General features: G+C 58.2%; 16 protein-coding genes and 2 pseudogenes. 14 read left to right on the top strand and 4 right to left on the bottom strand.

Features of this window, described 5'->3' with window-relative positions:
* The first annotated feature begins 13 nt into the window (after positions 1-13).
* Positions 14-1636, top strand: a complete 1623-nt coding sequence (locus tag NL154_RS28830; RefSeq protein ID WP_430960876.1) for an MFS transporter — start codon at positions 14-16, stop codon at positions 1634-1636.
* Positions 1637-1968: 332 nt separating this feature from the next.
* Positions 1969-3924 (top strand): acetate--CoA ligase, encoded by a 1956-nt coding sequence (gene acs, locus NL154_RS28825; RefSeq protein WP_430960875.1) that lies wholly within the window; start codon positions 1969-1971, stop codon positions 3922-3924.
* Positions 3925-4156: 232 nt separating this feature from the next.
* Here the strand turns inward: acs and NL154_RS28820 are convergent, their stop codons facing one another.
* Positions 4157-5971, bottom strand: a complete 1815-nt coding sequence (locus NL154_RS28820; RefSeq protein ID WP_430960874.1) for a methyl-accepting chemotaxis protein — start codon at positions 5969-5971, stop codon at positions 4157-4159.
* Between the two features lie 727 nt (positions 5972-6698).
* Here NL154_RS28820 and NL154_RS28815 point away from each other — a divergent pair.
* The 8 genes from NL154_RS28815 to NL154_RS28780 all read left to right on the top strand — a co-directional run bounded on the left by NL154_RS28815 (position 6699) and on the right by NL154_RS28780 (position 13161).
* Entirely contained in the window at positions 6699-7580 is an 882-nt protein-coding gene (locus NL154_RS28815) for a helix-turn-helix transcriptional regulator (RefSeq protein WP_430961975.1), read from the top strand.
* Between the two features lie 464 nt (positions 7581-8044).
* A complete protein-coding gene (locus NL154_RS28810; RefSeq protein ID WP_430960872.1) occupies positions 8045-9016 on the top strand; it encodes a CobW family GTP-binding protein in 972 nt (323 codons plus the stop codon).
* A gap of 31 nt (positions 9017-9047) precedes the next feature.
* Positions 9048-9548, top strand: coding sequence for a DUF1097 domain-containing protein (locus tag NL154_RS28805; RefSeq protein WP_430961976.1), 501 nt, complete (start codon positions 9048-9050; stop codon positions 9546-9548).
* A gap of 33 nt (positions 9549-9581) precedes the next feature.
* Positions 9582-10325, top strand: a complete 744-nt coding sequence (gene nthB / locus NL154_RS28800; protein WP_430960870.1) for a nitrile hydratase subunit beta — start codon at positions 9582-9584, stop codon at positions 10323-10325.
* 22 nt (positions 10326-10347) lie between these two features.
* On the top strand, positions 10348-10965 hold the full coding sequence (gene nthA, locus NL154_RS28795) for a nitrile hydratase subunit alpha (protein WP_430960869.1): 618 nt from the start codon (positions 10348-10350) through the stop codon (positions 10963-10965).
* A gap of 7 nt (positions 10966-10972) precedes the next feature.
* Positions 10973-11317, top strand: coding sequence for a nitrile hydratase accessory protein (locus tag NL154_RS28790; RefSeq protein WP_430960868.1), 345 nt, complete (start codon positions 10973-10975; stop codon positions 11315-11317).
* 22 nt (positions 11318-11339) lie between these two features.
* Positions 11340-12017 carry an energy-coupling factor ABC transporter permease gene (locus tag NL154_RS28785; protein ID WP_430960867.1) on the top strand — a complete coding sequence of 226 codons (678 nt, stop codon included), beginning with the start codon at positions 11340-11342 and terminating at the stop codon, positions 12015-12017.
* A gap of 100 nt (positions 12018-12117) precedes the next feature.
* A complete protein-coding gene (locus NL154_RS28780; RefSeq protein WP_430960866.1) occupies positions 12118-13161 on the top strand; it encodes a GlxA family transcriptional regulator in 1044 nt (347 codons plus the stop codon).
* A gap of 84 nt (positions 13162-13245) precedes the next feature.
* On the opposite strand, the gene NL154_RS28775 is transcribed toward NL154_RS28780, so the two are convergent.
* The 3 genes and pseudogenes from NL154_RS28775 to NL154_RS28765 all read right to left on the bottom strand — a co-directional run bounded on the left by NL154_RS28775 (position 13246) and on the right by NL154_RS28765 (position 16995).
* Entirely contained in the window at positions 13246-14481 is a 1236-nt protein-coding gene (locus NL154_RS28775; protein ID WP_430960865.1) for a Zn-dependent hydrolase, read from the bottom strand.
* A gap of 62 nt (positions 14482-14543) precedes the next feature.
* A pseudogene (locus NL154_RS28770) lies at positions 14544-16053 on the bottom strand (amino acid ABC transporter permease/ATP-binding protein).
* A 276-nt stretch (positions 16054-16329) separates the two neighbouring features.
* Entirely contained in the window at positions 16330-16995 is a 666-nt protein-coding gene (locus NL154_RS28765) for a GntR family transcriptional regulator (protein ID WP_430960862.1), read from the bottom strand.
* Positions 16996-17140: 145 nt separating this feature from the next.
* On the opposite strand from NL154_RS28765, the gene NL154_RS28760 reads away from it, so the two are divergent.
* The 4 genes and pseudogenes from NL154_RS28760 to NL154_RS28745 form a co-directional block, all read left to right on the top strand.
* Positions 17141-18064 carry a LysR family transcriptional regulator gene (locus NL154_RS28760; protein ID WP_430960895.1) on the top strand — a complete coding sequence of 308 codons (924 nt, stop codon included), beginning with the start codon at positions 17141-17143 and terminating at the stop codon, positions 18062-18064.
* 94 nt (positions 18065-18158) lie between these two features.
* On the top strand, positions 18159-20147 hold the full coding sequence (locus NL154_RS28755; RefSeq protein ID WP_430960861.1) for an acyltransferase family protein: 1989 nt from the start codon (positions 18159-18161) through the stop codon (positions 20145-20147).
* Between the two features lie 352 nt (positions 20148-20499).
* A complete protein-coding gene (locus NL154_RS28750) occupies positions 20500-20715 on the top strand; it encodes a transposase (protein ID WP_430960860.1) in 216 nt (71 codons plus the stop codon).
* Positions 20716-20994: 279 nt separating this feature from the next.
* Positions 20995-21152, top strand: a pseudogene (locus tag NL154_RS28745) (transposase); the annotation flags it as partial.
* Positions 21153-21374 lie beyond the last annotated feature (222 nt).

The raw sequence follows: 21374 nt of genomic DNA, 5'->3' as shown, positions 1-21374 counted from the left end.
GGGAGGGCTCGAAATGTCTGTTCATGAACTTTCGTCTGGAACCGTAGCAAAGGCCGAGGGCCTCGACCGGAACACAAAACGCACGGTCTTCGCCGCTGCGCTCGGGACCGTTTTCGAGTGGTACGACTTCTTCATCTATGGGTCGCTTGCCGCATTCTTCAGTACGCTGTTCTTCCCCAAGGGTAACGAGACCGCGGCACTTCTTGCGGCACTTGCGACCTTTGGCGCCGGCTTTGTCCTTCGGCCCTTCGGCGCGGTCGTCTTTGGACGGCTAGGCGACCTCGTCGGCCGGAAAAAGACCTTCCTCGTCACCATGCTGGTCATGGGCCTTGCAACGGCTGCCATTGGTCTCTTGCCGACCTACGAATCGATAGGCTGGGCTGCCCCTGCATTGCTGGTGGCCTTGCGTCTTCTCCAGGGATTGGCTGTGGGTGGCGAGTTCGGCGGCGCCGTGACCTATGTTGCCGAGCACGCCGATCACAATCAACGTGGTTTAACGACCAGCTGGATCCAGATCACGGCGACGCTCGGTCTCTTCCTGTCGTTGCTCGTGATTGTGCTGTGCCGCAGCTCGATGTCGCCCGAAGCCTTTGCAAGCTGGGGCTGGCGCTTGCCTTTCGTCGGCTCGATCGTGCTTCTGGTTCTTTCGCTCTACATCCGACTGAAGCTGCATGAGTCGCCTGTGTTCCAGGAGATGAAGGCACAGGGTAAGGGCTCGAAGAATCCGATCGCCGAAACCCTCGGTGATAGTCGGAATCTTCGGCTGATTATGGTTGCGATCTTTGGTGTCGTCGCAGGCCAGGCTGTTATCTGGTACACAGGCCATTTCTACAGCCTCTACTTCATGACGACGACACTGAAGATGACGCATGATCAGGCCAACTTTTACCTCCTGATCGCGCTGACGCTCGGCACGCCCTTTTTCCTGTTCTTCGGCTGGCTTTCCGATCGGATCGGACGCAAATGGATTGTCGTGACAGGTTGCGCACTGTCGGCGTTCCTGATCATGCCACTCTTCCAGGCGCTGGGGACCTACGGCAACCCCACCCTTGCAGAGTTCCGCGCTAAGACCTCGGTCACGCTCGCTGGAAACGACTGCGACCACGACCAATCCTTCGTCGGGCAATTGTTCAGTCCCCAGGCGACGACTGATTGCCAGAAGGCGAAGGCGCTTCTGACAGCCCGGGCGGTCCCCTACACGGTCAAGACCGACGCAGAACCCCTGCGGGTTCAAGTGAACGGCGGCGAGGCGAAGCCGTATAACGAAGCCGAACTGCTCGCGGCTTTGACTGCAACTGGCTTGCCTGATCCGAAAGCACCCGTTCAACCGAACGGACCCGCAGTGATCGGCATCTTGTTCTGCCTCGTGTTCCTGGCCACGATGGTGTACGGCCCTCTCGGAGCGCTTCTTGTCGAGCTCTTCCCTGTCCGTATCCGCTATAGTGGTGTTTCCGTCGCCTTGCAGCTCGGGAACGGCTGGATCGGGGGATTCGCTCCCTTTGTCGCGACGGCGGTGGTGATCGCCACCGGCAACATCTTCGGTGGACTTTGGTACACCGTAGCGTTTGCCGGACTGACGGCCGTGATCGGTGCGCTTCTCCTGCCTGAAACGCGAGGCCGCGATCTGAACAGCTGACGCGGCGAAGTGGTTCACTCGGCAAGTCGCCTGGTTTCCTGAGCCACCAACAGATCGACGTAGACGAAGTCCGGGCAACTCGCCCGGACTTCTCTTAGGGGCCCGCCGAACGCCCCGTCAAAAGAGTCTCATCAACTCACAAACAAGGCGGACCACGAGTTGAGCTCTGGCCGGTGCAGCCGCGGGCCCTCGAATGCTTGAACATCTGCGAGGACATCCTGCAGCGGTCTCGTGCAGCGACCACAAAGCAAGCTGCAGGGGGCTCCTGAGATCCACCCTCCAATGAAGTGCCTGATGCTTCAGCAAAATTGCCAATCTATGAGGAGGAGTTCATGTCAGCCAAAACCTATCCGGTGCTGAAGTCCGCAAAAGTTCGCGCTCTGATCGATGATGAGAAGTACCAGAAGTGGTATCAGGAGAGCATCGAGGATCCCGAGAAGTTCTGGGGCAAGCACGGCAAGCGGATCGACTGGTTCAAGCCCTATACGAAGGTCAAGAACACCTCCTTCAAGGGCAAGGTCCCGATCAAGTGGTTCCAGGACGGTCTGACCAACGTCTCCTACAACTGCATCGACCGTCACCTGAAGACGCATGGCGAACGCACCGCCATCATCTGGGAAGGCGACAATCCCTATATCGACAAGAAGATCACCTATAACGAGCTCTACGAGCACGTCTGCCGCATGGCGAACGTCCTCAAGAAGCACGGCGTGAAGAAGGGTGACCGCGTCACCATCTACATGCCGATGATCCCCGAAGCGGCTTATGCGATGCTCGCCTGCGCCCGTATCGGCGCTGTCCATTCGGTGGTCTTCGGTGGCTTCTCGCCTGAGGCGCTCGCAGATCGCATCGTCGACTGTGAATCGACCTTCGTCATCACCTGCGACGAAGGCGTTCGCGGCGGCAAGCCGGTTCCGCTCAAGGAAAATACCGATATCGCGATCGACATCGCTGCCAAGCAGTATGTGATCGTCAACAAGGTGCTCGTCGTGCGCCGCACGGGCAGCAAGATCGGCTGGGCGCCGGGCCGCGACATCTGGCACCACCAGGAAGTGCACACGGTCAAGGCGGAATGCCCGCCGGTGAAGATGAAGGCGGAAGATCCGCTGTTCATCCTCTACACCTCGGGTTCGACGGGCAAGCCGAAGGGCGTCATGCACACGACCGGCGGCTATCTCGTCTATGCGTCGATGACGCATGAATATGTCTTCGATTATCATGAGGGTGACATCTACTGGTGCACGGCCGATGTCGGCTGGGTCACCGGTCACTCCTACATCGTCTATGGACCGCTTTCGAACTGCGCCACGACGCTGATGTTCGAGGGCATTCCGACCTTCCCGGATCAGGGCCGCTTCTGGGAGGTGATCGAGAAGCACAAGGTCAACATCTTCTATACCGCACCGACGGCCATCCGCTCGCTGATGGGTGCGGGCGACGAGTTCGTGAAGCGCTCGGATCGTTCGTCGCTCCGTCTTCTCGGCTCGGTGGGCGAACCGATCAATCCGGAAGCCTGGGAGTGGTATTACAACGTCGTTGGCGAGCAGAAGTCGCCCGTCGTCGATACCTGGTGGCAGACGGAAACCGGCGGCATTATGATCACGCCGCTGCCGGGTGCGACCGCGCTGAAACCCGGTTCGGCCACGCGACCCTTCTTCGGGGTCAAGCCGGAGCTTGTGGACAATGAGGGTGTCGTGCTGGAAGGCGCGACCGACGGTAACCTCTGCATCACCGACAGCTGGCCGGGCCAGGCCCGCTCCGTCTACGGCGATCACGATCGCTTCGCGCAGACCTACTTCTCGACCTACAAGGGCAAGTATTTCACGGGTGACGGCTGCCGGCGCGACGAAGACGGCTACTACTGGATCACGGGTCGTGTGGACGACGTTCTGAACGTCTCCGGTCACCGTCTGGGAACGGCCGAAGTCGAATCGGCGCTCGTCTCGCACCACCTCGTTTCCGAAGCGGCCGTCGTGGGTTACCCGCACAATATCAAGGGCCAGGGCATCTATTGCTATGTCACCCTGATGTCGGGTCACGAGGGCAATGGCGCGCTGCGAGCCGATCTGGTGAAACATGTCCGTACGGAAATCGGTCCGATCGCGACGCCGGATAAAATCCAATTCGCGCCCGGTCTGCCGAAGACGCGTTCCGGCAAGATCATGCGCCGTATCCTGCGCAAGATCGCCGAGGATGATTTCGGCGCGCTGGGTGATACCTCGACGCTCGCCGATCCGGCTGTCGTCGACGACCTGATCGCAAACCGTCAGAACAAGGTGCCACAGTGAACTCAACGTCACTGGTACGTATAGGGAGAGGGCCGGTCACCATTGGCTCTTTTCATCCGACAAATTCCAAGACCCAATTGCCCCTCCCGTGGTTTCGCAGAACATAGCCTCGCAGTTTGAGCGCTGTTTTGCCCCGTCGGTGGTCCAGCGCCCTCCGGCGGCACGAAGCCGCCGGAGGCAGTGAAGTCTCATTTGCGGTAAAAGCAGTTCATTCACCGAACGCGCTCGCGCCTTACGCAGCCTCATAAAGGAGAGTGTCACGATTGCTGGCTTCGGTTTTGAAGTTGGCAATCAAGCTGAGCAGGCCTTCGGTATCAGTTGCCAAAGCCGCCGCAATTTCGGTCGATGCCTGCGCCATGGCAGCATTTTTCTGGGTTGCCACGTCAAGTTCATTGATCGAGCTCGCCACGCTGGAGAGCGTCGTGTCCTGTTCTTTGGCGCTACGGGCAATACTTGTTACGAATTCATCGGCTTCTTCTATCTGTCTCGATATTCGCTGGAGCGCCTGACCGGCATTGCCGACAAGGCTCACACCTTCGGTAACCTGTAGCGTCGACTTGGAGATTTGATCCTTGATCTCTTTCGCAGCAGAGGCTGAACGCTGTGCTAGCTCGCGCACTTCCTGGGCAACAACTGCGAAGCCCTTACCGCTTTCGCCCGCTCGAGCGGCTTCGACGCCAGCGTTTAGTGCAAGGAGGTTGGTCTGGAACGCAATCTCATCGATGACACTGATGATATTGGAGATCTCTCTCGCAGAATGTTCGATTCCAGCCATCGCGCTGATTGCTTTCACGACAATTGCTTCGCTTTGGGTAGCTTCCTGGCTGATGGCGCTAACCTTGGCTGCTGCGCTATGCGCTCCCTGCGCTGTTTCCCGGACGGTAACCGCCAGTTCGTCAATCGCAGCTGAAGCCTCCTCAAGGTTCGCTGCCTGAAGCTCGCTGCGGCGTGCAAGATCGGCTGACGCGCGATAAATTTCATCCTTACTCATCGAAATGACCTGGCCTTTTTGGTTGACGACAGCCAGGGCCAGTTCGAGTTTCTCCATCGCAGTATTGAAGTTCAAGCGCAGGGCAGCATATTTCTCGCCTAGATCACCGCACCTTACGGTAAGATCGCCGCGGGATAATGCTTCCAGTGCCCCACTGATTGTGGATACGACATGCGATTGGACCGACCGCTCGGCCTCTTCGAGCTGCAATCGCTGCTCCCGTTCGGCTTCTAGGGCGAGTTTGTTCTCCGCATCGCGACGCTCCAACTCCAGCCGCCTTCTCACTCTGTCTTGAAGGGTCTTGATCGAAGTGGCCATCATGCCGATCTCACTTGGCTGATCAGTGTAGGGGATTTGATAGGAGATGTCCTGCGCGGCTATTGCGCCCAGTGCCTTGCGGATCTCCGAAAATGGCACCGTGATGCTTCTCAGCAAAGCGACCGCAATAGCCACGCTGACAGCAAGCACTGATAGGCCGATAATCGCAGCATTCTTGTAAATCTGGTAGTTCTTGCCGTCGATATCGTCCATGTAGGTACCTGTCCCCAGTACGATCTGCCATGGCGCAAAATCCCGCGCATAAGCCGTTTTCACGACTTGTTCCTCGGCAGGAAGTCCCGGCTTTGGCCAGTAGTACTGCAATAATCCACCACCATTGCGAGCAAGCTCTATCAATGTTTTGACGACGGGGACCCCGTTTTTGTCCTTGATGCCAATAAAGTTCGTCCCGACGTCCTTCTTGTCCGGCATCAATACGCGCACACCATTGTAATCGTACCCGAATATGTAGCCGGTTGGTTCAAAGCGGATCGCTTCAATTGCGTTGGCAGCCGAGGACAGTGCCGCTTCATGACTTAACGTTCCCGATTTCTCGGCTTCATAGAAGTGATTCATGATCGAGTAGGCAATATCCACCTGGCTCTTCAACGCCTCGATCCGCTCACGAGAGACATTGTCCATGGCGGTCTTGACCAAGCCGGCCGCCGTTAAGGACAACGCGAATGCCAGGCCACAGATGAACAGAACCAGCTTATTCTGCATTGAAATATTACGCATCCTTCTCTCCGGGTATTGAACGGGTTTTAAGACTCTCGGGGCCTGATGATTATTGTTTGCCGCGCACTCCCTACTTGGATGCGATGTCAACAGATCGAGCCCGACATGTTGTGGATTTGAGTCGCAGAGTATTAACAGTGTTATAGAGACGAGATCGACGTGAATGGTTCGCGGCGTTATCTGGACAATGTTCGCAATATGGACACAGATGGCTGTCGCCAGGTCGTATTCTTCCTCGAGCGGAATGAGTGGCGAGCTCCCCCGCCGGCTCGAACCGGCGGAGTTTCACTTGGCGCTCCCGTTCGACCGCGGTCGCCCGGCTGCATACTTCAGGATCGGTTTGTAGGGACTCCGCCTCCGGCAGCTCGCCTGACTGTTTCAGCAATGATACTGCGCGTCTCAAATGTGGGACATGCTGTCAGGAAACTCGATCCCGGAGAGGCGCTTTCCGAGATCATTACGCAATTATTTCAAGGTAGTAACAAACGGCTCCGAGTTGGCCTGAGGATTGCTGGAAGATCTTCGATTGGTTGATAGTTGCGGGCGGGAGACTGTGCGTCGCCTGCCTCCGCGACTATTTGCTTGGCGGAGGGCGATTGTGCGGCTTGTTGAGATTACTGCTACCGGATGTGGGCAGCCTGGGTTTCATGGCCGATCGGGTCTCAATCAGGGCACAGTCCAGCTGGGAGGCCAGGAACACGAGATCGCGATCACGGGGAACAGATTCTTGATTGGCCGAACCGGTTCGGCCGGCGAAGACTGTGTTTCAGAAATCATAAACATTCTGAGTAAGGCGTCCGGTCTTTGTATCCTTTGCTTGCCAATAATCGACGCGGATAAAGCAGCCGGCGACCTCGCATCCGCTACGATGACGCAAGCCCGCGGTTTCTTTTCAAGTAGCTGGAGCGCCACCAGAGAGCGCCTGCTGGTCGATGGGGTCAACCACTTGGTTTTTGCATTCGAGGCGGCCACGCTAAAGAAGGCCTTGGGTGCGCTCCTCGGGAAATCTGCACTTTCAGGTTCCGAATTGGATGGAGAGATCGACCTGAGCTTGCCGACCGGAACACACTTGGCAGGGCTTGTCGATCTCATCTGGAATTGTATCGATGCCCCGGAAGCACATCAGCTTGGGTGCGAGGCTATCGACTGCCTCGCCCAATCCGTTATCACCGCCCTCTGTTGGGTTATCGTTGCAAGTCCTCTTCGACGAGAGGGGCGACCTGCGTCGCCCGCAATGCCTTGGCACGTAAAGCGCGCTATCGGATATATGCGCGCCAATCTCGGGCACTCCATGACAGTGGCATCCATTGCGCGCGAGGCTGGGATAAGCGTCAGGGCCTTGCAGCTCGCGTTCAGGCGGTTCAAAGGCACTACACCTCTCAGCTATCTCCAAGCGATGCGGCTCGCGGCTGCACGCGAGGAGTTGCTAAACAGCACGTCCCCTCCATCGATTTCTGCCGTGGCGCGGAAGGCTGGATTCACGCACATGGGACGGTTTGCTGCAGCCTACAGTGAAGCGTATGGGGAGACTCCATCGGAAACGTTTGCTGCGCCAGGGCGCATCGTCACGAAAGGCGATCGACAAGCTCGCGAATATCCACCTCAATGAATGCCAGCTCCCCAGAATGGGCTGATACCGATGCTTCAAGTCAGATGGTGCGAGACTCCGCCGTCCGTCGACGTTCTTTGAGGGCCGCCTCCGTGAACTGGTTTTGGGCAGAGCGGCGACCGACGCGTAAGCGGGTTGATCTCGCAATCCACGTACTCCCAGAGTTATTCGGCATGCTACAGCGCATTGGCAATCGGGTAACAGTATCTCAGCCAACCAACGCTCACATTTTGCTCATGTGCTCAAATATTAGCCGTGTGTATATTTTGGGCACAGATTGGCGTATTCTGCATGTGATTTGGCTGAAACTGCATCCATGGGCCCGTTGTAAGCCGGGCAGCTTCGTATTGTAATCATCGCCAACACTGCAATCCCGACAGGCTTATTGACCCTACCATCTGAAGCCATTCTCCGGATCTCACGGGATCGGGCTGGTCGAGTGTTGTCTTGAGCTGGAGACTAACGTGAGAAAAATCAACGCGACCATTCTGACCGGCTTTCTGGGTGCGGGCAAAACAACGCTGCTCAACCGTCTTCTGACCGAACGCTCTGAGGAGCGTATCGCAGTCGTCATCAACGAGTTTGGTCAGGTCGGCATCGACGGCAAGCTCGTCATCGAAACAACGGAGGACGTCGTCGAACTGAATAACGGCTGCATTTGCTGCACGGTGCGCGACGACCTGATCAGCGCCCTTCGCAATCTTCTGGCGTCAGATCGCGCCTTCGATCGCATCGTCATCGAAACGTCGGGTCTCGCCGATCCGGCGCCCGTCATCCAATCCGTCGTTCTGGACGAGGTCTTGTCCAGCCATGTTCAACTGGACGCGATCGTCACGGTTGTCGATGCCTGCCACGTCGATCGGCAGCTCGGTCAGGATGAAGCCGTGGAGCAGATCAGCTTTGCCGATCTCATCCTGCTCAACAAAACCGATCTGGTGTACTTGGATGAGTTGGCCGTGGTGGAGAGACGTATCAGGCAGCTCAATCCGCTGGCTCGGCTCGTTCACACCAAAGACTGCGCTATTCCGATGAGCTCGGTTCTCGACCTTGGTGCCTTCGACCTCAAGAACATCTTGTCGATCGATCCGGCCATCCTCGAAGATCATGAACATGAACATGACCAGTCCATTTCCTGCGTCGCATTGCAGCGTGCAGAACCTCTGGACCCGGCCGCCTTCAATAGCTGGCTGAACCGCCTCGTACAGGCGAGCGGCGCCGATATCCTACGGATGAAGGGGGTGGTGAACTTCGCCGGCGAAGCGCGCCGCTATGTATTCCACGGCGTTCATATGACGCTCGAGGGCCGCCCGGGAAAGCCATGGATGGGCGATCCCCGCCTGAGCGAGATCGTCTTCATCGGCCGCAATCTCGACGAGGCAGAGCTTCGCCGCGGCCTCGAAAATTGTGTTCCTTGCGCCCTGGCCGTGGCGCCTTAAGAAGTCCCTCACCAGAACAAGGAGAAGCCTCATGCCACCTCTTGTCGCTGCAATGATCAGTCTCGGTGTTCTTGGTGCACTCGACACCTACATCACGGCGACCGTGTTTCCGGTTCCGGTCTGGGTCACCTTTATTGCCTGGGCATCGTTCTTCGCTTGTGGAGGCGGCCAAGCAGGACTGATCAAATCGCTCGCCTCTAACTGGGTGGGTGTCGCGATTGCCTCAATCACCCTGCTGATCGTCGAGTTTGGCCCCGCCCATCCCGTGTTCGGAGCCATCCTCGTCGGTGCTGGAACGTCCCTCATGGTTCTCGCCTCCGCGGTGCCTATCTTGAATTTCACGCCTGCTGTTGTGTTTGGCTTTGCCTCCCTCGTCGGCACGTCGGCGGCAACCGACACCACCATCGTCACGTCCGGACTGTCCCATCCAACGCTGGTGACCATGGCCGCCATGCTCCTTGGAGCGATCTTCGGTTTCGTCTCAGAGCTCGGCACGCGTCTGCTCGCCGGTCCAAAGGCGATGGCGGCCTGACTCATCGTCCTCTCTAACTAGGATAAGATCATCATGAAACTCCAACATTATCTTGGCGGACTGGAAGGACTCGGTCCGGTCAACACTGAAACAAGGGTCTTTGTTGAACCTTGGGAAACGCGAATTTTCGGGATCCACACAGCGATGATGGCTCTGTCGGCTCAATTGCCGCTTCCCCAAACGCCATCAGCCTTCCATACGATTTGGACCTGGGCCGATCTGCGCAAGGGGGCCGAAAGCCTCAATCCCTTCGACTATTTCAAGTATCGCTATTACGAGAAGTGGCTGGGCGGAATTTCGGGCTACTTTATTCAGCATGGCTACATCACTGAGGAGGAACTCGACGCTCTGACGGAGGAGTATTACGCCGACCCCTCGAAGCCCCTGCCAAGCGCAGGCCACGCTGCCATCGATGACCGTGTCGTCCAGTATCTGGTCGAAGGCGATAGTCCAGCACGCGACGTGCCGGTGGCAGCCGAGTTCTCGGTCGGCGATGTGGTCCGGATCGCGAATGTCCCGAGCGTCGAGCATACCCGTCTGCCTGGCTTCCTGAGGAGTGGGACGGGAGTCGTCGAAACCGTGTACCCCGGCGCTTACACCTATCTCTGCGACACTGGCCCCGATGGTATCGGCGAAGCGATGACCGTTTACTGCGTGCGCTTCGATCCGAACGAACTGTGGCCGGGCAATGCTGAACCGAACTTCAGCCTCTATGCCGACCTTTACGCGCGCTACGTCGCTCCGGTCGATGTTCCGCTATCGGTCAAGGCCGCCTAATCAATCCATCAGGGAGAAACAAATGTCTGAACGTTTCAAGTATCGCGATGACCGCGAAGCTTACAGTGCGGCGCGCGTGCGGGCTCTCGAAGCCTTACTCATCAAGAAGGGCATTATCACCGACCGGACCGTCGATACGGTGCTCGAGTTCTTCGAGACCAAGATGGGGCCTTTCAATGGCGCAAAGATCGTCGCCCGCGCCTGGGTGGATCCAGCCTTCAAGGAACGGCTTGTCGCAGATACGCCAAAGGCGATCGCTGAACTCGACCTGCCGGACGGCATGGCCGGCGCGGAAGGCGAGCACATGCGTGCCGTCGCAAATGCTCCGGGCGTCCATAATCTGATCATCTGCACGCTTTGCTCCTGCTACCCTTGGCCAGTTCTTGGGCTGCCGCCCTACTGGTACAAGGATCCTACCTTCCGTAGTCGTGCTGCCCGCGAACCGCGCGCGGTGCTTTCCGAGTTCGGCTTGCCGATCTCGGAGGATGTTGAGGTCAAGGTATGGGACTCGAGTGCTCAGATCCGTTGGTTTGTCGTGCCTGAGCGGCCAGCAGGAACCGAAGGTTTGTCGGAGACAGAACTTGAAGCTCTCGTCACACCGGAAGCCATGATGGGCGTTGCCGTAGCCAAGGCGGCCTGAGGTCCCGATGCTGACGCAGTTTGAACACTTTGCCGTCACCGAAATGCTGGGCCAGCCCGACAGTCCACCTCGGGCGAATGGCACTCTTTGTTTTGGGTCCGACTGGGAGCGCACGTCCTTCGGGATTGCGCTCGCGCTCGCAAAGGAAGGCTATTTCGAATGGGACGATTTTCGCGATGAACTGATTGCCTCGATCAAGAGGTGGGAAGATGAACATCCCGCGGATTATTCATCGTGGAATTATTACGATCAATTCCTGACGGCGCTTGAGAGCGCCGTCGTCAAGACCAACCTTCTGACCGCCTCGGAACTGCGTGAGTTCTTCTCTCTCGGCGATCAAGTCAACCAGTAACAGCTTTCACGGAGACACCAACATGCATATCGAACCTGGTATCGTGGACGGCGCCAAGATCGTCCTGAGTTATGCCACCGCCTCCGGCGCTGCGCTCTTTATCCTAAAATCTGCGCGCGCCGAGCTCCGGCGTCGGGGGCCGTCCTCACTTATGGCGCGAAGCGCCATCGCAACGGCGCTTGTCTTTTCCTTCTTCGAGATCCTTCCGCATTATCCGGTCGGCGTGTCGGAGGTGCATCTGATCCTTGGATCGACGCTCTTCCTGCTGTTCGGCGCAGCGCCGGCCGCAATCGGCCTTGCTGCCGGATTGCTGCTCCAGGGAATGTTCTTCGCGCCGTTCGACCTGCCCCAATATGGTATGAACGTCACGATCCTGCTCGTGCCGCTGTTCGCGCTGCAGGTCATTGCAAGCAAGGTCATCACGCCGAATACCCCTTATGTCGACTTGAAATATCGACAGGCGCTGACACTGTCGGCAGCCTATCAGGGCGGTATCGTTTCCTGGGTGGCGTTCTGGGCGCTTTACGGTCACGGTTTCACGATCGAGAACCTGCTGTCCATCGGGAGTTTCGGTCTTGCTTACATGACAGTGATCCTGATCGAGCCGCTTGTCGATGTCATGGTGCTTGCGGCCGCCAAGTCCGCCAGGGACATGTCGCGCAGCGGCTTTTTCGACGCCCGACTGACCTCGGCCAAGTGATTTCTGAAGGTGACCATCGCCCGAGCCCGGGCGGTGGTCTTTTGTTGGCAGGAATTTTGCTTCGGAATTCAGATAGACAAACGTGTTCAAGGGTACGCCAATGCGGATCGTTATTCTCGCGCCACCGGGCGTCCAATCCTTGGATGTTGTGGGTCCTGCAGAGGTCTTCTGGGAGGCCGCGCGGCGCTGCGGCGACGTGGGCAGATACGACATCCAGATCATGTCCACCGGCCAACCTTCGATCGGAGGCACCGGCCGGTTGCGGTTCCTTGCAGATCGTACGATCTTTGACAGCGATGAACCAATCCATACCTTGCTGGTCGCAGGCGACCCGTCGTTTCAGGCGATCGATCCGAAGGTTATTTCCTGGCTGCGCCGACGCGTGCCCACCGTCAGGCGATATGGATCAATCTGTACCGGCGTCTTCCTGCTTGCTGCGGCAGGACTGCTGGAAGGAAAGCGGGTCACGACCCACTGGGAATGCACGCCACGCTTCCGCAAGGAATACCCCCACATCCATCTTGAACCGGATTCCATCTATATCCGCGACGGCAAACTCATCACTGCCGCCGGCGTCACCGCCGGCATCGACCTTGCTCTCGCGCTTGTGGAGGAGGATCTTGGGCGCGAGGTCGCACTGGCCGTGGCCAGATACATGGTTATGTTCGTGAAGAGGCCCGGCGGTCAATCGCAGTTCAGCACGCACCTTGTCGGCCAGATGTCAGAAACGAGCTTCATTCAGAAGGCGCAAGACTTCATACTGGCCAATCTCGAAAGGGAGCTGCATGTCGATGCAATCGCCAGGAATGTCGGAATGAGCACGCGCAACTTTGGCCGCGTATTTAGACATGAGCTCGGAATGACCCCGCTCGACTTCATCATCGCTGCGCGGACCGATGCTGCTCGCCGGCTCCTTGAGGATACAGAGCGCCCGCTTCAGGCAATCGCCAAGGCATGCGGTTTCGCTGATGTCGCAGCCATGCGGCGGGCTTTCGCCAAGACTATCGGCGTTACTCCGAACGAATACCGCGCCAGATTTCAGATTCTGCGCGACCACAGGTCTGCCTTCCGGACATCTGACAATGCTCTTGCGGCGCAACTTCTTGGCGCCGACAACCTGTCGAAAGCTGCCATTGTGAGCTGAGCTGCCTTAAAGATCACGTCGTCAATCGCGGCAAAAAGCCTGAGCATACAAAAGACGTCCACGATGTCGTGACAGAGGTGACCATCAAGACTTGGCGAGAACGCGTGCGACATCGAACAGGAGGTTGGCACCCGCAATCAGATCAATGTCACGAGTAAGTTCGGCTGGGTTGTGACTGATACCGTCGACGCTTGGTACGAAGATCATGGCGGTTGGGGCAATCGTCGCAATCATCTGCGCGTCGTGTCCAGCTCCCGACGTCATCCGCCGATAGGATAGACCGCGCTTGTTCGCCGCGCCCTCTATGACGGCGACAATCTCCTGATCGAACGCGACGGGAGTTGAGCGCGCCAGTCGCTCGGTGCTGATCGACAGTCCCTCGTCGGCGGCCAGCCGCCCCAGGAACTCCGACAGCGCTCGTTCTTCTTCCAGCAGCCGATCTTCGACGGGGTGGCGAAGATCGATGGTCAGGGTCGCTCGAGACGGGATGACGTTGATTGCGCTGGGCTCGAATTCAATACATCCCACAGTCGCGACCATCGGCGAGTTGGAGGCCAGAGCCCGCTCCCTCAAGTAGGTGACGACGCGCGCAGCGCCGTATCCCGCGTCGCTGCGCATGGTGATTGGCGTGGTTCCGGCATGATTGGCGGTACCGTTGATTTTGACCCTCTGCCAGGAGATGCCTTGCAGGTTTTCGACAGCACCGATGTCGATACCCTCACGTTCAAGGACTGGCCCCTGTTCGACATGAAGTTCCACATAAGCAGCGGGTTTAAGAAACCCCGGCTCCTTTGCTCCGGCGAAACCAATCCGGCGTAGTTCATTGCCGAGAAGGGCCCCGTCGGTTCCGACCGTAGCCAAGGCTGCGTCGGTGTCCATCCCTCCGGCATAGACGAGGGAGCCCATCATGTCGGGTGCGAAGCGAACGCCTTCCTCATTGGTGAACGCGGCCACGACAACTGGACGAGACGGAACGAAGCCCTTGTCCTGCATGGCTTCGATCACTTCCAGCGCCGCAATGACACCGTAGCATCCGTCATAGATGCAAGCGTTAATGACGGTGTCGATATGGGAGCCCATCATCAATGGAATTTTGCCTTCGCAACCGCGAGGCTCCCAGATGCCGAAGATGTTGCCAATGCGGTCCACCGCCACATCGAGGCCCGCCGTCCGCAGCCAGGAAACGAAGAGGTCTCTTCCGAGCTTGTCGGCGTCGCTGGCGGCGAGGCGCGCCAGGCGGCCGTCACCGTCTTGGCCAAGATTTCCGAGTTCCCGGATCCGGCCGATCAACCGCGCGCCGTCTGTCGAAATGTCGGTCATGTTCATTCCTTCCGATCAAGTCGGTCATTTTTAAGCGGTGGCTAATCAGGCATTGCCGTGGATCAAATCCGGACAAACTCTGCGATACGGCCATCTTGCTTTCTGCGTTCCTCCAGCAGTGCTGGAGAGCCGTCGAACACGACTTTGCCTTTTTCCATGAAGATCACCCGGTCAGAGACTTCCATCGCGAACTTCATTTCGTGGGTGACGATCACCATGGTCCGGCCGGACTTGGCGAGGGCAGCCATGATGCGGAGCACTTCGCCAACGGTCTCGGGATCGAGTGCCGAAGTCGGCTCGTCGAAAAGTAGAATGGAGGGATGCATGGCCAGCGCCCTGGCGATAGCAACGCGTTGCTGCTGTCCGCCGGAGAGCTGGTGCGGGTACTTGTTCTCGTGGACGAGCATGCCGACCTGGGCGAGAAGCGACCGTGCGTCTTTCCGAATGTCCGAAAGGCTGCCGCGATGATGGTAGAGCGGCCCCATCATGACGTTTTCAAGAGCCGTCTTATGGGGGAACAGGTTGAAGTTCTGGAACACCATCCCGATCCGCAATGCGTCACTGCTGTTATGTCGAATGGTTTTAGCAAGCTTCTCGCGCGTCCCCGCGAGGAACGGCTTCTCTTCGAGATAGACGACGCCATGCTCCAGCGTTTCGAGACCGTTGAGCGAGCGGATTAGCGTCGTCTTGCCGGAGCCGGACGGCCCGAAGATTGAGACGACTTCACCAGGTTTGACCGACAGATCGAGGTCCTTGAACACCTCATGGATGCCGTAGGACTTTCCCGCCCTTCTCGAGGCGGATCGCTGGTTCGGCGGCCGAGGTGCGGACGTCGTCCTCGATCTGCTTGGTAATCGAGCCGCTGGGTTCGGCCTCCTCCGTCGTCAGTTCCGCGAGACGGCGCGAGAAGTCGAGGCGGCGTTCGAATGCCTTGAGCGCCGTGTCGAAGACGGTCACGATCAGGACGTAGTAGCAGGCGACTGCGACCATGGTCTCAATTACCTTGAAGTTCTGCGTGTAGTAGCGTTGCCCCACGAGCAGGATTTCGGCAAGCGAGATCACCGACACGAGCGACGTCAGCTTCACGATGGAGACGAATTCGTTTCCGAGCGAGGGCAGGGCGATGCGTAGCGCCTGCGGGATCACGATGAGCCGCTGGACGCCCGTGCGCGAAAGCCCAAGGACCTTTCCCGCCTCATATTGACCCTTGCCGACCGCCACGAGCGCGCCGCGGTGGATTTCGGCGATGTAGGCCGTCTCGCTCAACACCATCGCCAGTAGTCCGGCGACGAAAGGAATGGACAGAACACCAGCGGTCGACGGGAAAGCCTGCGGGAGATTATAGACGAAGATGAGTAGAACGAGCAGCGGAAGGCTTCTGAAGAACCAGACGTAAAGTCCGGCGGCCCGCCGAACCACCATCAGGCTGGAGCGGTCCGCGAGCGCGACAAAGAAGCCGAGGACCACCGCCAGGACCCATGTCGCCACGCTGAGTTCGACCACCAGCAGGGTCGCATTCCAGAAGTCGCGGCTCCAGAAGAGCCCGATCGTATAAGACCAATCGAAAGCCATTGTCATTTTCCCGTGAAGTCGACCGGGCCGCGGGTAGCGGCCTCGTGGCCTTCATCCTGTGGGGCCGCGGCAAGAGAGCGCCCGTCGCGACGCGCGGATAAGTGACTATGCCTGAACGGAAACATTCTCGTGCTCGATGCCATCAGCGCAACTATTATTTCGCGTTTCCCCCGGCGTTTGCTCGCTTGCCTCGCATATTGTCCTTCGCGAAGCCGGACTAGCCTTTACGCCCGTGCGTGTTGATTTGCAGCTCAACACATTCGATGGCGTCGACTGCTACCCCGTAATAGGCGTGGCTATATTCCCCTGCTCGACTCGGCGACGGCGAACGTCTGACCGAGGTCGGCGATCATGCAGCGTGTGGCCGATCGGGATCAGGCCGTTTCCAGTGGATGACAGTGGATGCAGAGGTGCCTGGACCTCATCAGCGAGCTGCAGGTCTGGGAGATCACGGGGGTGTGATCGAGCGACCAGAGGTGAAGAGCGCCTGTACCCAGAATTGAGCGTATGAGAATGGAGTGTTCCCAAGCGCGCCGTTAGCATATCAAACGCGAGAGCGGCAGCCTTGATGTCTCGCGGGCGCTGTCGCAGCTGCAACGCCGTGACCCGCGGACGCGCGCCCTGGCGCAGTTCCAAGAAGCCTTCAGCGGCGAGTTGTTCATAGACGACCGTGACCGTTGTCCGCGACACATGCAGTTCATTCGCCAGCCTGCGTAAGGATGGCAGCTGGCTTCCGGCTTCGTAGACGCGACGGAGAATCTGATGCTTGAGCGCTTCAAAAATCCGGCGCGCACCCGTCTTGGGCGCGCGCCCGGTCGCCACTTGCTTTTCCGACTGGACTATCTCCTTTCTGCCAAACTGGATGTTTCTTACCGGCCAGTATGATGCCAATCTGGGCCAAAGCAGAGAGGATACGATCGACGTATGGCTGGGGGCCGGCATCCACCATGCCTTTGTAGCGGGAGCCGTGGTCGTCGCATCGCTTGTTTCGACCGTGTTCGGAGCGCTTGCCAACAGCGGCTGCTGTCAATGGCATCTCCATGAAATTGGTAGCCGAAAAAGATCCACAGCATGGATGGTTTCAAACGTGCGATTCAAAGGCCTTGATCTAAATCTTCTCGTCGCACTCGACGCGCTGATGACCGAACGGAATCTTACGGTGGCGGCACGCAACATCAATCTGAGTCAGCCCGCCATGAGCGCGGCCGTCGGCCGGCTAAGAGAATATTTTCGCGATGACCTGTTCACGATGAACGGTCGTGAACTTTGCCTCACACCCCGAGCCGAAGGACTCGCCCCGGCGGTGCGCGACGTTCTCCTGAAAATTCGATGCTCAATTATTTCTTGGGAGCCATTCAACCCAGCTCAATCCGACCGTCGGTTCAGGATCCTTCTTTCGGATTTCATGACGCTTGTTTTTCTTGATAGGGTCATCGCCCGTGTTGCGCGGGAAGCACCTGCCGTCAGTTTCGAGCTTCTGTCTCTCGATAGTGACCCGAACGAGCTCCTCCGGCGCGGTGAAGTTGATTTTCTCCTGCTACCGGATCTGTTTATGGCGAACTCGCATCCCACCGCGAAGCTCTTCGACGAGAAACTCGTATGCGTGAGTTGTCCAACCAACAACGCGGCACCGCGGGAGCTCACATTCGAGCAATACATGTCGATGGGACACGTCGCAGTTATGTTCGGGCGTTCGTTGAGGCCTTCGATCGAAGAATGGTACTTGCTCGAACATGGGATCAAGAGACGCGTCGAAGTCGTCATGCAAGGTTTTAGCTTGATACCACAGGTGCTGAGCGGCACAAACCGCATCGCCACTATGCCCTTACGATTGGTCAAGTATTTTGAGAAAACGATACCCTTGCGAGTCATGAATCTTCCGCTGCCGCTTCCTGCTTTCACGGAAGCAGTTCAGTGGCCCGCACTTCATAACGGTGATCCGGCCAGTATCTGGATGCGCCAGATATTGATCGAGGAGGCGTCACGCATGGCGGTTCCGGATAATGCATAGGAGAGCCTGCCTTCACATGCTGGCCATCAAGATCTGTACTTTTTCGTCGGTACTGATGCGGTGAGACCGCCACATAGGGCATTCAAGTTTCGATATGGCTACACGAACTGAAACACATCATTTCCGAATGGATATCGAGGGGCTGCGTGCCCTTGCCGTTTCGGGAGTAATCGCATTTCACTTTGGCATGACCAGTGTGCCCGGCGGCTTTGTCGGTGTCGATATCTTCTTCGTCATATCTGGCTATCTCATCACCAGGCACATCCAGCTGGAAATCGAGCGAACCGGCTCGCTCGACCTCCTGCGGTTTTACGCGCGACGAGCTCGCCGGCTTCTTCCTGCATCCTGTTTGGTCATCCTGGCGACGCTCTTCTTCGGCTACTTCATTCTTTCGCCGCCCGAGCAGCAGCTCTATTCCAAGGAGTCGTTCTACGCGTCCGCCTATATGATTAATATGTGGCTTATCAGCTGGGCCGCCGACTATTTCGCTCCGGACGCGTTTAACAATCCGTTCATCCATTTCTGGTCGCTCTCGATCGAGGAGCAATTCTATCTCGTCTGGCCGGCCCTGCTGCTGCTTTTCGCTCGGCTCCGCCGCGGCAGATACGGGCTTTGCCTCCCAATGGCGCTAGTGGGCGTCATCTCCTTCGCCTTCTGCTGGCGCTATACCGCCATATCCCAACCATGGGCATTTTACTTTTCACCGTTCCGGGCGTGGGAGTTCGCCTGCGGAGGACTCGCCTTGATGATCTCCCAGGAAGCGGCCAAGCGCTTTCGGCTGACGCCCGTCTTTGGCTGGACCGGAATCGGCCTGATCGTGACGGCCTATCTCGGCATGTCAGAGGACGTGCCCTTTCCAGGACTGACTGCTCTGGTTCCGGTGGCCGGCACAGTGATGGTGCTTCTCAGCGGCACGCGGCCCGGCCCGGCGGGACCGCAAGTCCTTCTTTCGCTACCGCCGCTGCAGTGGCTCGGACGGATATCCTATTCGCTTTACCTCTGGCATTGGCCGGTGATCGTCTATTCCAGCATCTTGAAACCCGAGCTCACTATCTTCGAACGATTCCTGTGCCTCGCGCTGATCCTAGGTCTCTCAGTCTTCAGCTACCGCTTCGTCGAAAACCCGATGCGGAGGAACCCCTGGCTGTTGGCAAGGACGAGCCGCTCTCTCGGTTTTGCCGCGCTTCTGACCGCGTGTGGCGCAGCGGCAGCCTATGGAAGCGCGCGGTTGGCCAATCACAACATCGATCCCCAGCAGAATCTTATCCTCCGAAGCGCTGAGCGCGATTCGTCCGCCCGGCAGTTCGACGATGGCTGTCTTCTCAACGCCCAACAGGTGCAGCCCAAACCCTGTGAATTCGGCGCCAAATACCCCAGTAAGACGATCGTTCTCTTCGGGGATTCACATGCCGACCACTGGTCGACGCCGCTGATCAGCATCGCCAAAAGCAACCAGTGGCAGTTGGTCACCTATCTGAAATCTTCCTGCCCGGCGGCGGACATCACGATCTGGAATTCGATGCTCATGCGGAATTACGAGGAATGCGATCGATGGCGGCAGCTCGCGATGCGCGAGATTGCCACACGCAAGCCCGACATGGTGATCATTTCGGAATATTCCTCGGCCTACGTCAAGAATGACGTCAACGTCATATCTGCCCACCAGATCGACGCCGCCACATGGGCTCGGGGGCTCCGCAGGACCGTGGACGCCCTGGGAAGCGTTGTCACAAAGATCGCCGTGCTCCGGGATGGGCCCGTGCACAAGACCTATCTCGACAAATGCGTCGCGCGCGCGCTCTGGCAAAAAAGGGCGCCCGAGACCTGTGACACGCCGCGCAGCGGGGCGATGGAAGAGACGATCCCGGACGCGGAAAGGAAGGCCATTTCGGATATCGGGAATGCCTCTTACGTCGACATCACCGACCTGTTCTGCAACAGAACGACCTGCCCCGCCATGATTGGCGGCAAGCTGACTTTCCGCGACCGCCACCACATCGCAACCCCTTTTGCGGCGACGCTTGCCACCCCGCTTCAGCGGGCGCTTTTTGGAACGATGAATGCCGGCACACCGACCAACTGAGGCAGGGGACACGCAGCCTGCGGTCGAGAATTTTTGCCGCGGGTGCTGGCGCCGTAGTTGGGCTGTTCCTCCTCCCGGTGCGGATGAGGCGGTCGTAAATCGGGCAACATCGGGCTCCGGCTAGTCTGCACACCCTTCCCGCCGGGTCGCTGTGCTTTGAGAGTGAAGTGGAGGTATCCATTGGATCGTTAGAGCCTGACCGAAAATTAAAGTGAGTGATTTCGGCTGGTGAAAATTCGCTGCGGTTAGCAAAGACTGCGGAGAATCGGATGCCCTGGACCGGAACCACTCTGCCTCATAAGACAAACCCGAACTATGTCGTGCAAGTGATTGCACCCACGGGGCATGGCGATTGTCGCGCCTTTTCTGGCGCGCTGCTGCAAGGTCGGACGTCTATGTATGCGACGATTTGCTATGGAATGCAATTCAGTGTCTTGCCGCGTCGGGCTGTCAATGGCGGCTTCTGCCCAGGGATTTTCCGCCGTTTACGACGGTGCAGCGCCGTTTCTACCGCTGGCCGCGACTGCGGTCTGCTTGCGTTAGTCAGCGAGTCACCGGTTGTCGCTAGCCGCTTGCTTGAGGGCTGGGCCACTCGGTGAAGGCGACTGGCGGCGGCACGCGCGGCCTTGATGCAGGCAAGAAGATCAAGGGGCGCAAGCGCCACTCGTCACCGATACGGCGGCCAACATGCTCGAGGGGGATCGTGCACGAGGCGAGCGTTCAGGACCCCGACGGCGCACCCGGCCCGATCGAGATTGCCACAACGAGCTTTCCACGGCGGAAAAGCTCTTTGCCGACAGCGCTATGCAGCGAGAATCCGGAAAACCGCGCTGCCCCATCGAAGGCTTGGTCCTTGAAAATCGTGAAGCGCTCGGACAAGGCCAAGGAGTTCGCCGTTTTGCCCAAGCGCTGGATCCTGGAGCGGACTTTCGCATGGCTGGGCCATGCCTGCAGCTCGATAAGGACTGGGAAGCGTCAATCGCCTCATCCGAGGCTTGGCTCTGATCGCATCAATCCGGCAAACGGCAAGAGCAAATCGCGCGAGCCGAGAAAGGATAACCATTGATTGAGCAAACTCTTAGAACTTCCGGCCCCGCTGGCCTGGTTGCCGAACTGATCAATCCGAAGATCCGCCAGATCAAGTAGTCCAGTGGTTTCGGTCGCTGGCCATTTTCGCTTCCTTCAACTGCTAGTTCCGTGCTGAAAACAATTCGCTTGTATCCATAG

Origin of the sequence: Rhizobium sp. YTUHZ044, assembly GCF_051123975.1 — a bacterium.
Lineage (GTDB): Bacteria > Pseudomonadota > Alphaproteobacteria > Rhizobiales > Rhizobiaceae > Rhizobium.
The sequence above is the reverse complement of the archived record's forward strand: the minus strand, read 5'-3'. Positions and strand labels throughout refer to the sequence as shown.

Bases quoted from the DNA above. Each gene is read 5' to 3' on its own strand.
- NL154_RS28775 (WP_430960865.1), bottom strand. From the start codon at position 14,481: ATGACCGACATTTCGACAGACGGCGCGCGGTTGATCGGCCGGATCCGG.
- NL154_RS28755 (WP_430960861.1), top strand. From the start codon at position 18,159: ATGGCTACACGAACTGAAACACATCATTTCCGAATGGATATCGAGGGG.
- NL154_RS28785 (WP_430960867.1), top strand. From the start codon at position 11,340: ATGCATATCGAACCTGGTATCGTGGACGGCGCCAAGATCGTCCTGAGT.
- NL154_RS28830 (WP_430960876.1), top strand. From the start codon at position 14: ATGTCTGTTCATGAACTTTCGTCTGGAACCGTAGCAAAGGCCGAGGGC.
- nthA (WP_430960869.1), top strand. From the start codon at position 10,348: ATGTCTGAACGTTTCAAGTATCGCGATGACCGCGAAGCTTACAGTGCG.
- NL154_RS28780 (WP_430960866.1), top strand. From the start codon at position 12,118: ATGCGGATCGTTATTCTCGCGCCACCGGGCGTCCAATCCTTGGATGTT.
- acs (WP_430960875.1), top strand. From the start codon at position 1,969: ATGTCAGCCAAAACCTATCCGGTGCTGAAGTCCGCAAAAGTTCGCGCT.
- NL154_RS28765 (WP_430960862.1), bottom strand. From the start codon at position 16,995: ATGCCGGCCCCCAGCCATACGTCGATCGTATCCTCTCTGCTTTGGCCC.
- NL154_RS28820 (WP_430960874.1), bottom strand. From the start codon at position 5,971: ATGCGTAATATTTCAATGCAGAATAAGCTGGTTCTGTTCATCTGTGGC.
- NL154_RS28805 (WP_430961976.1), top strand. From the start codon at position 9,048: ATGCCACCTCTTGTCGCTGCAATGATCAGTCTCGGTGTTCTTGGTGCA.
- nthB (WP_430960870.1), top strand. From the start codon at position 9,582: ATGAAACTCCAACATTATCTTGGCGGACTGGAAGGACTCGGTCCGGTC.
- NL154_RS28790 (WP_430960868.1), top strand. From the start codon at position 10,973: ATGCTGACGCAGTTTGAACACTTTGCCGTCACCGAAATGCTGGGCCAG.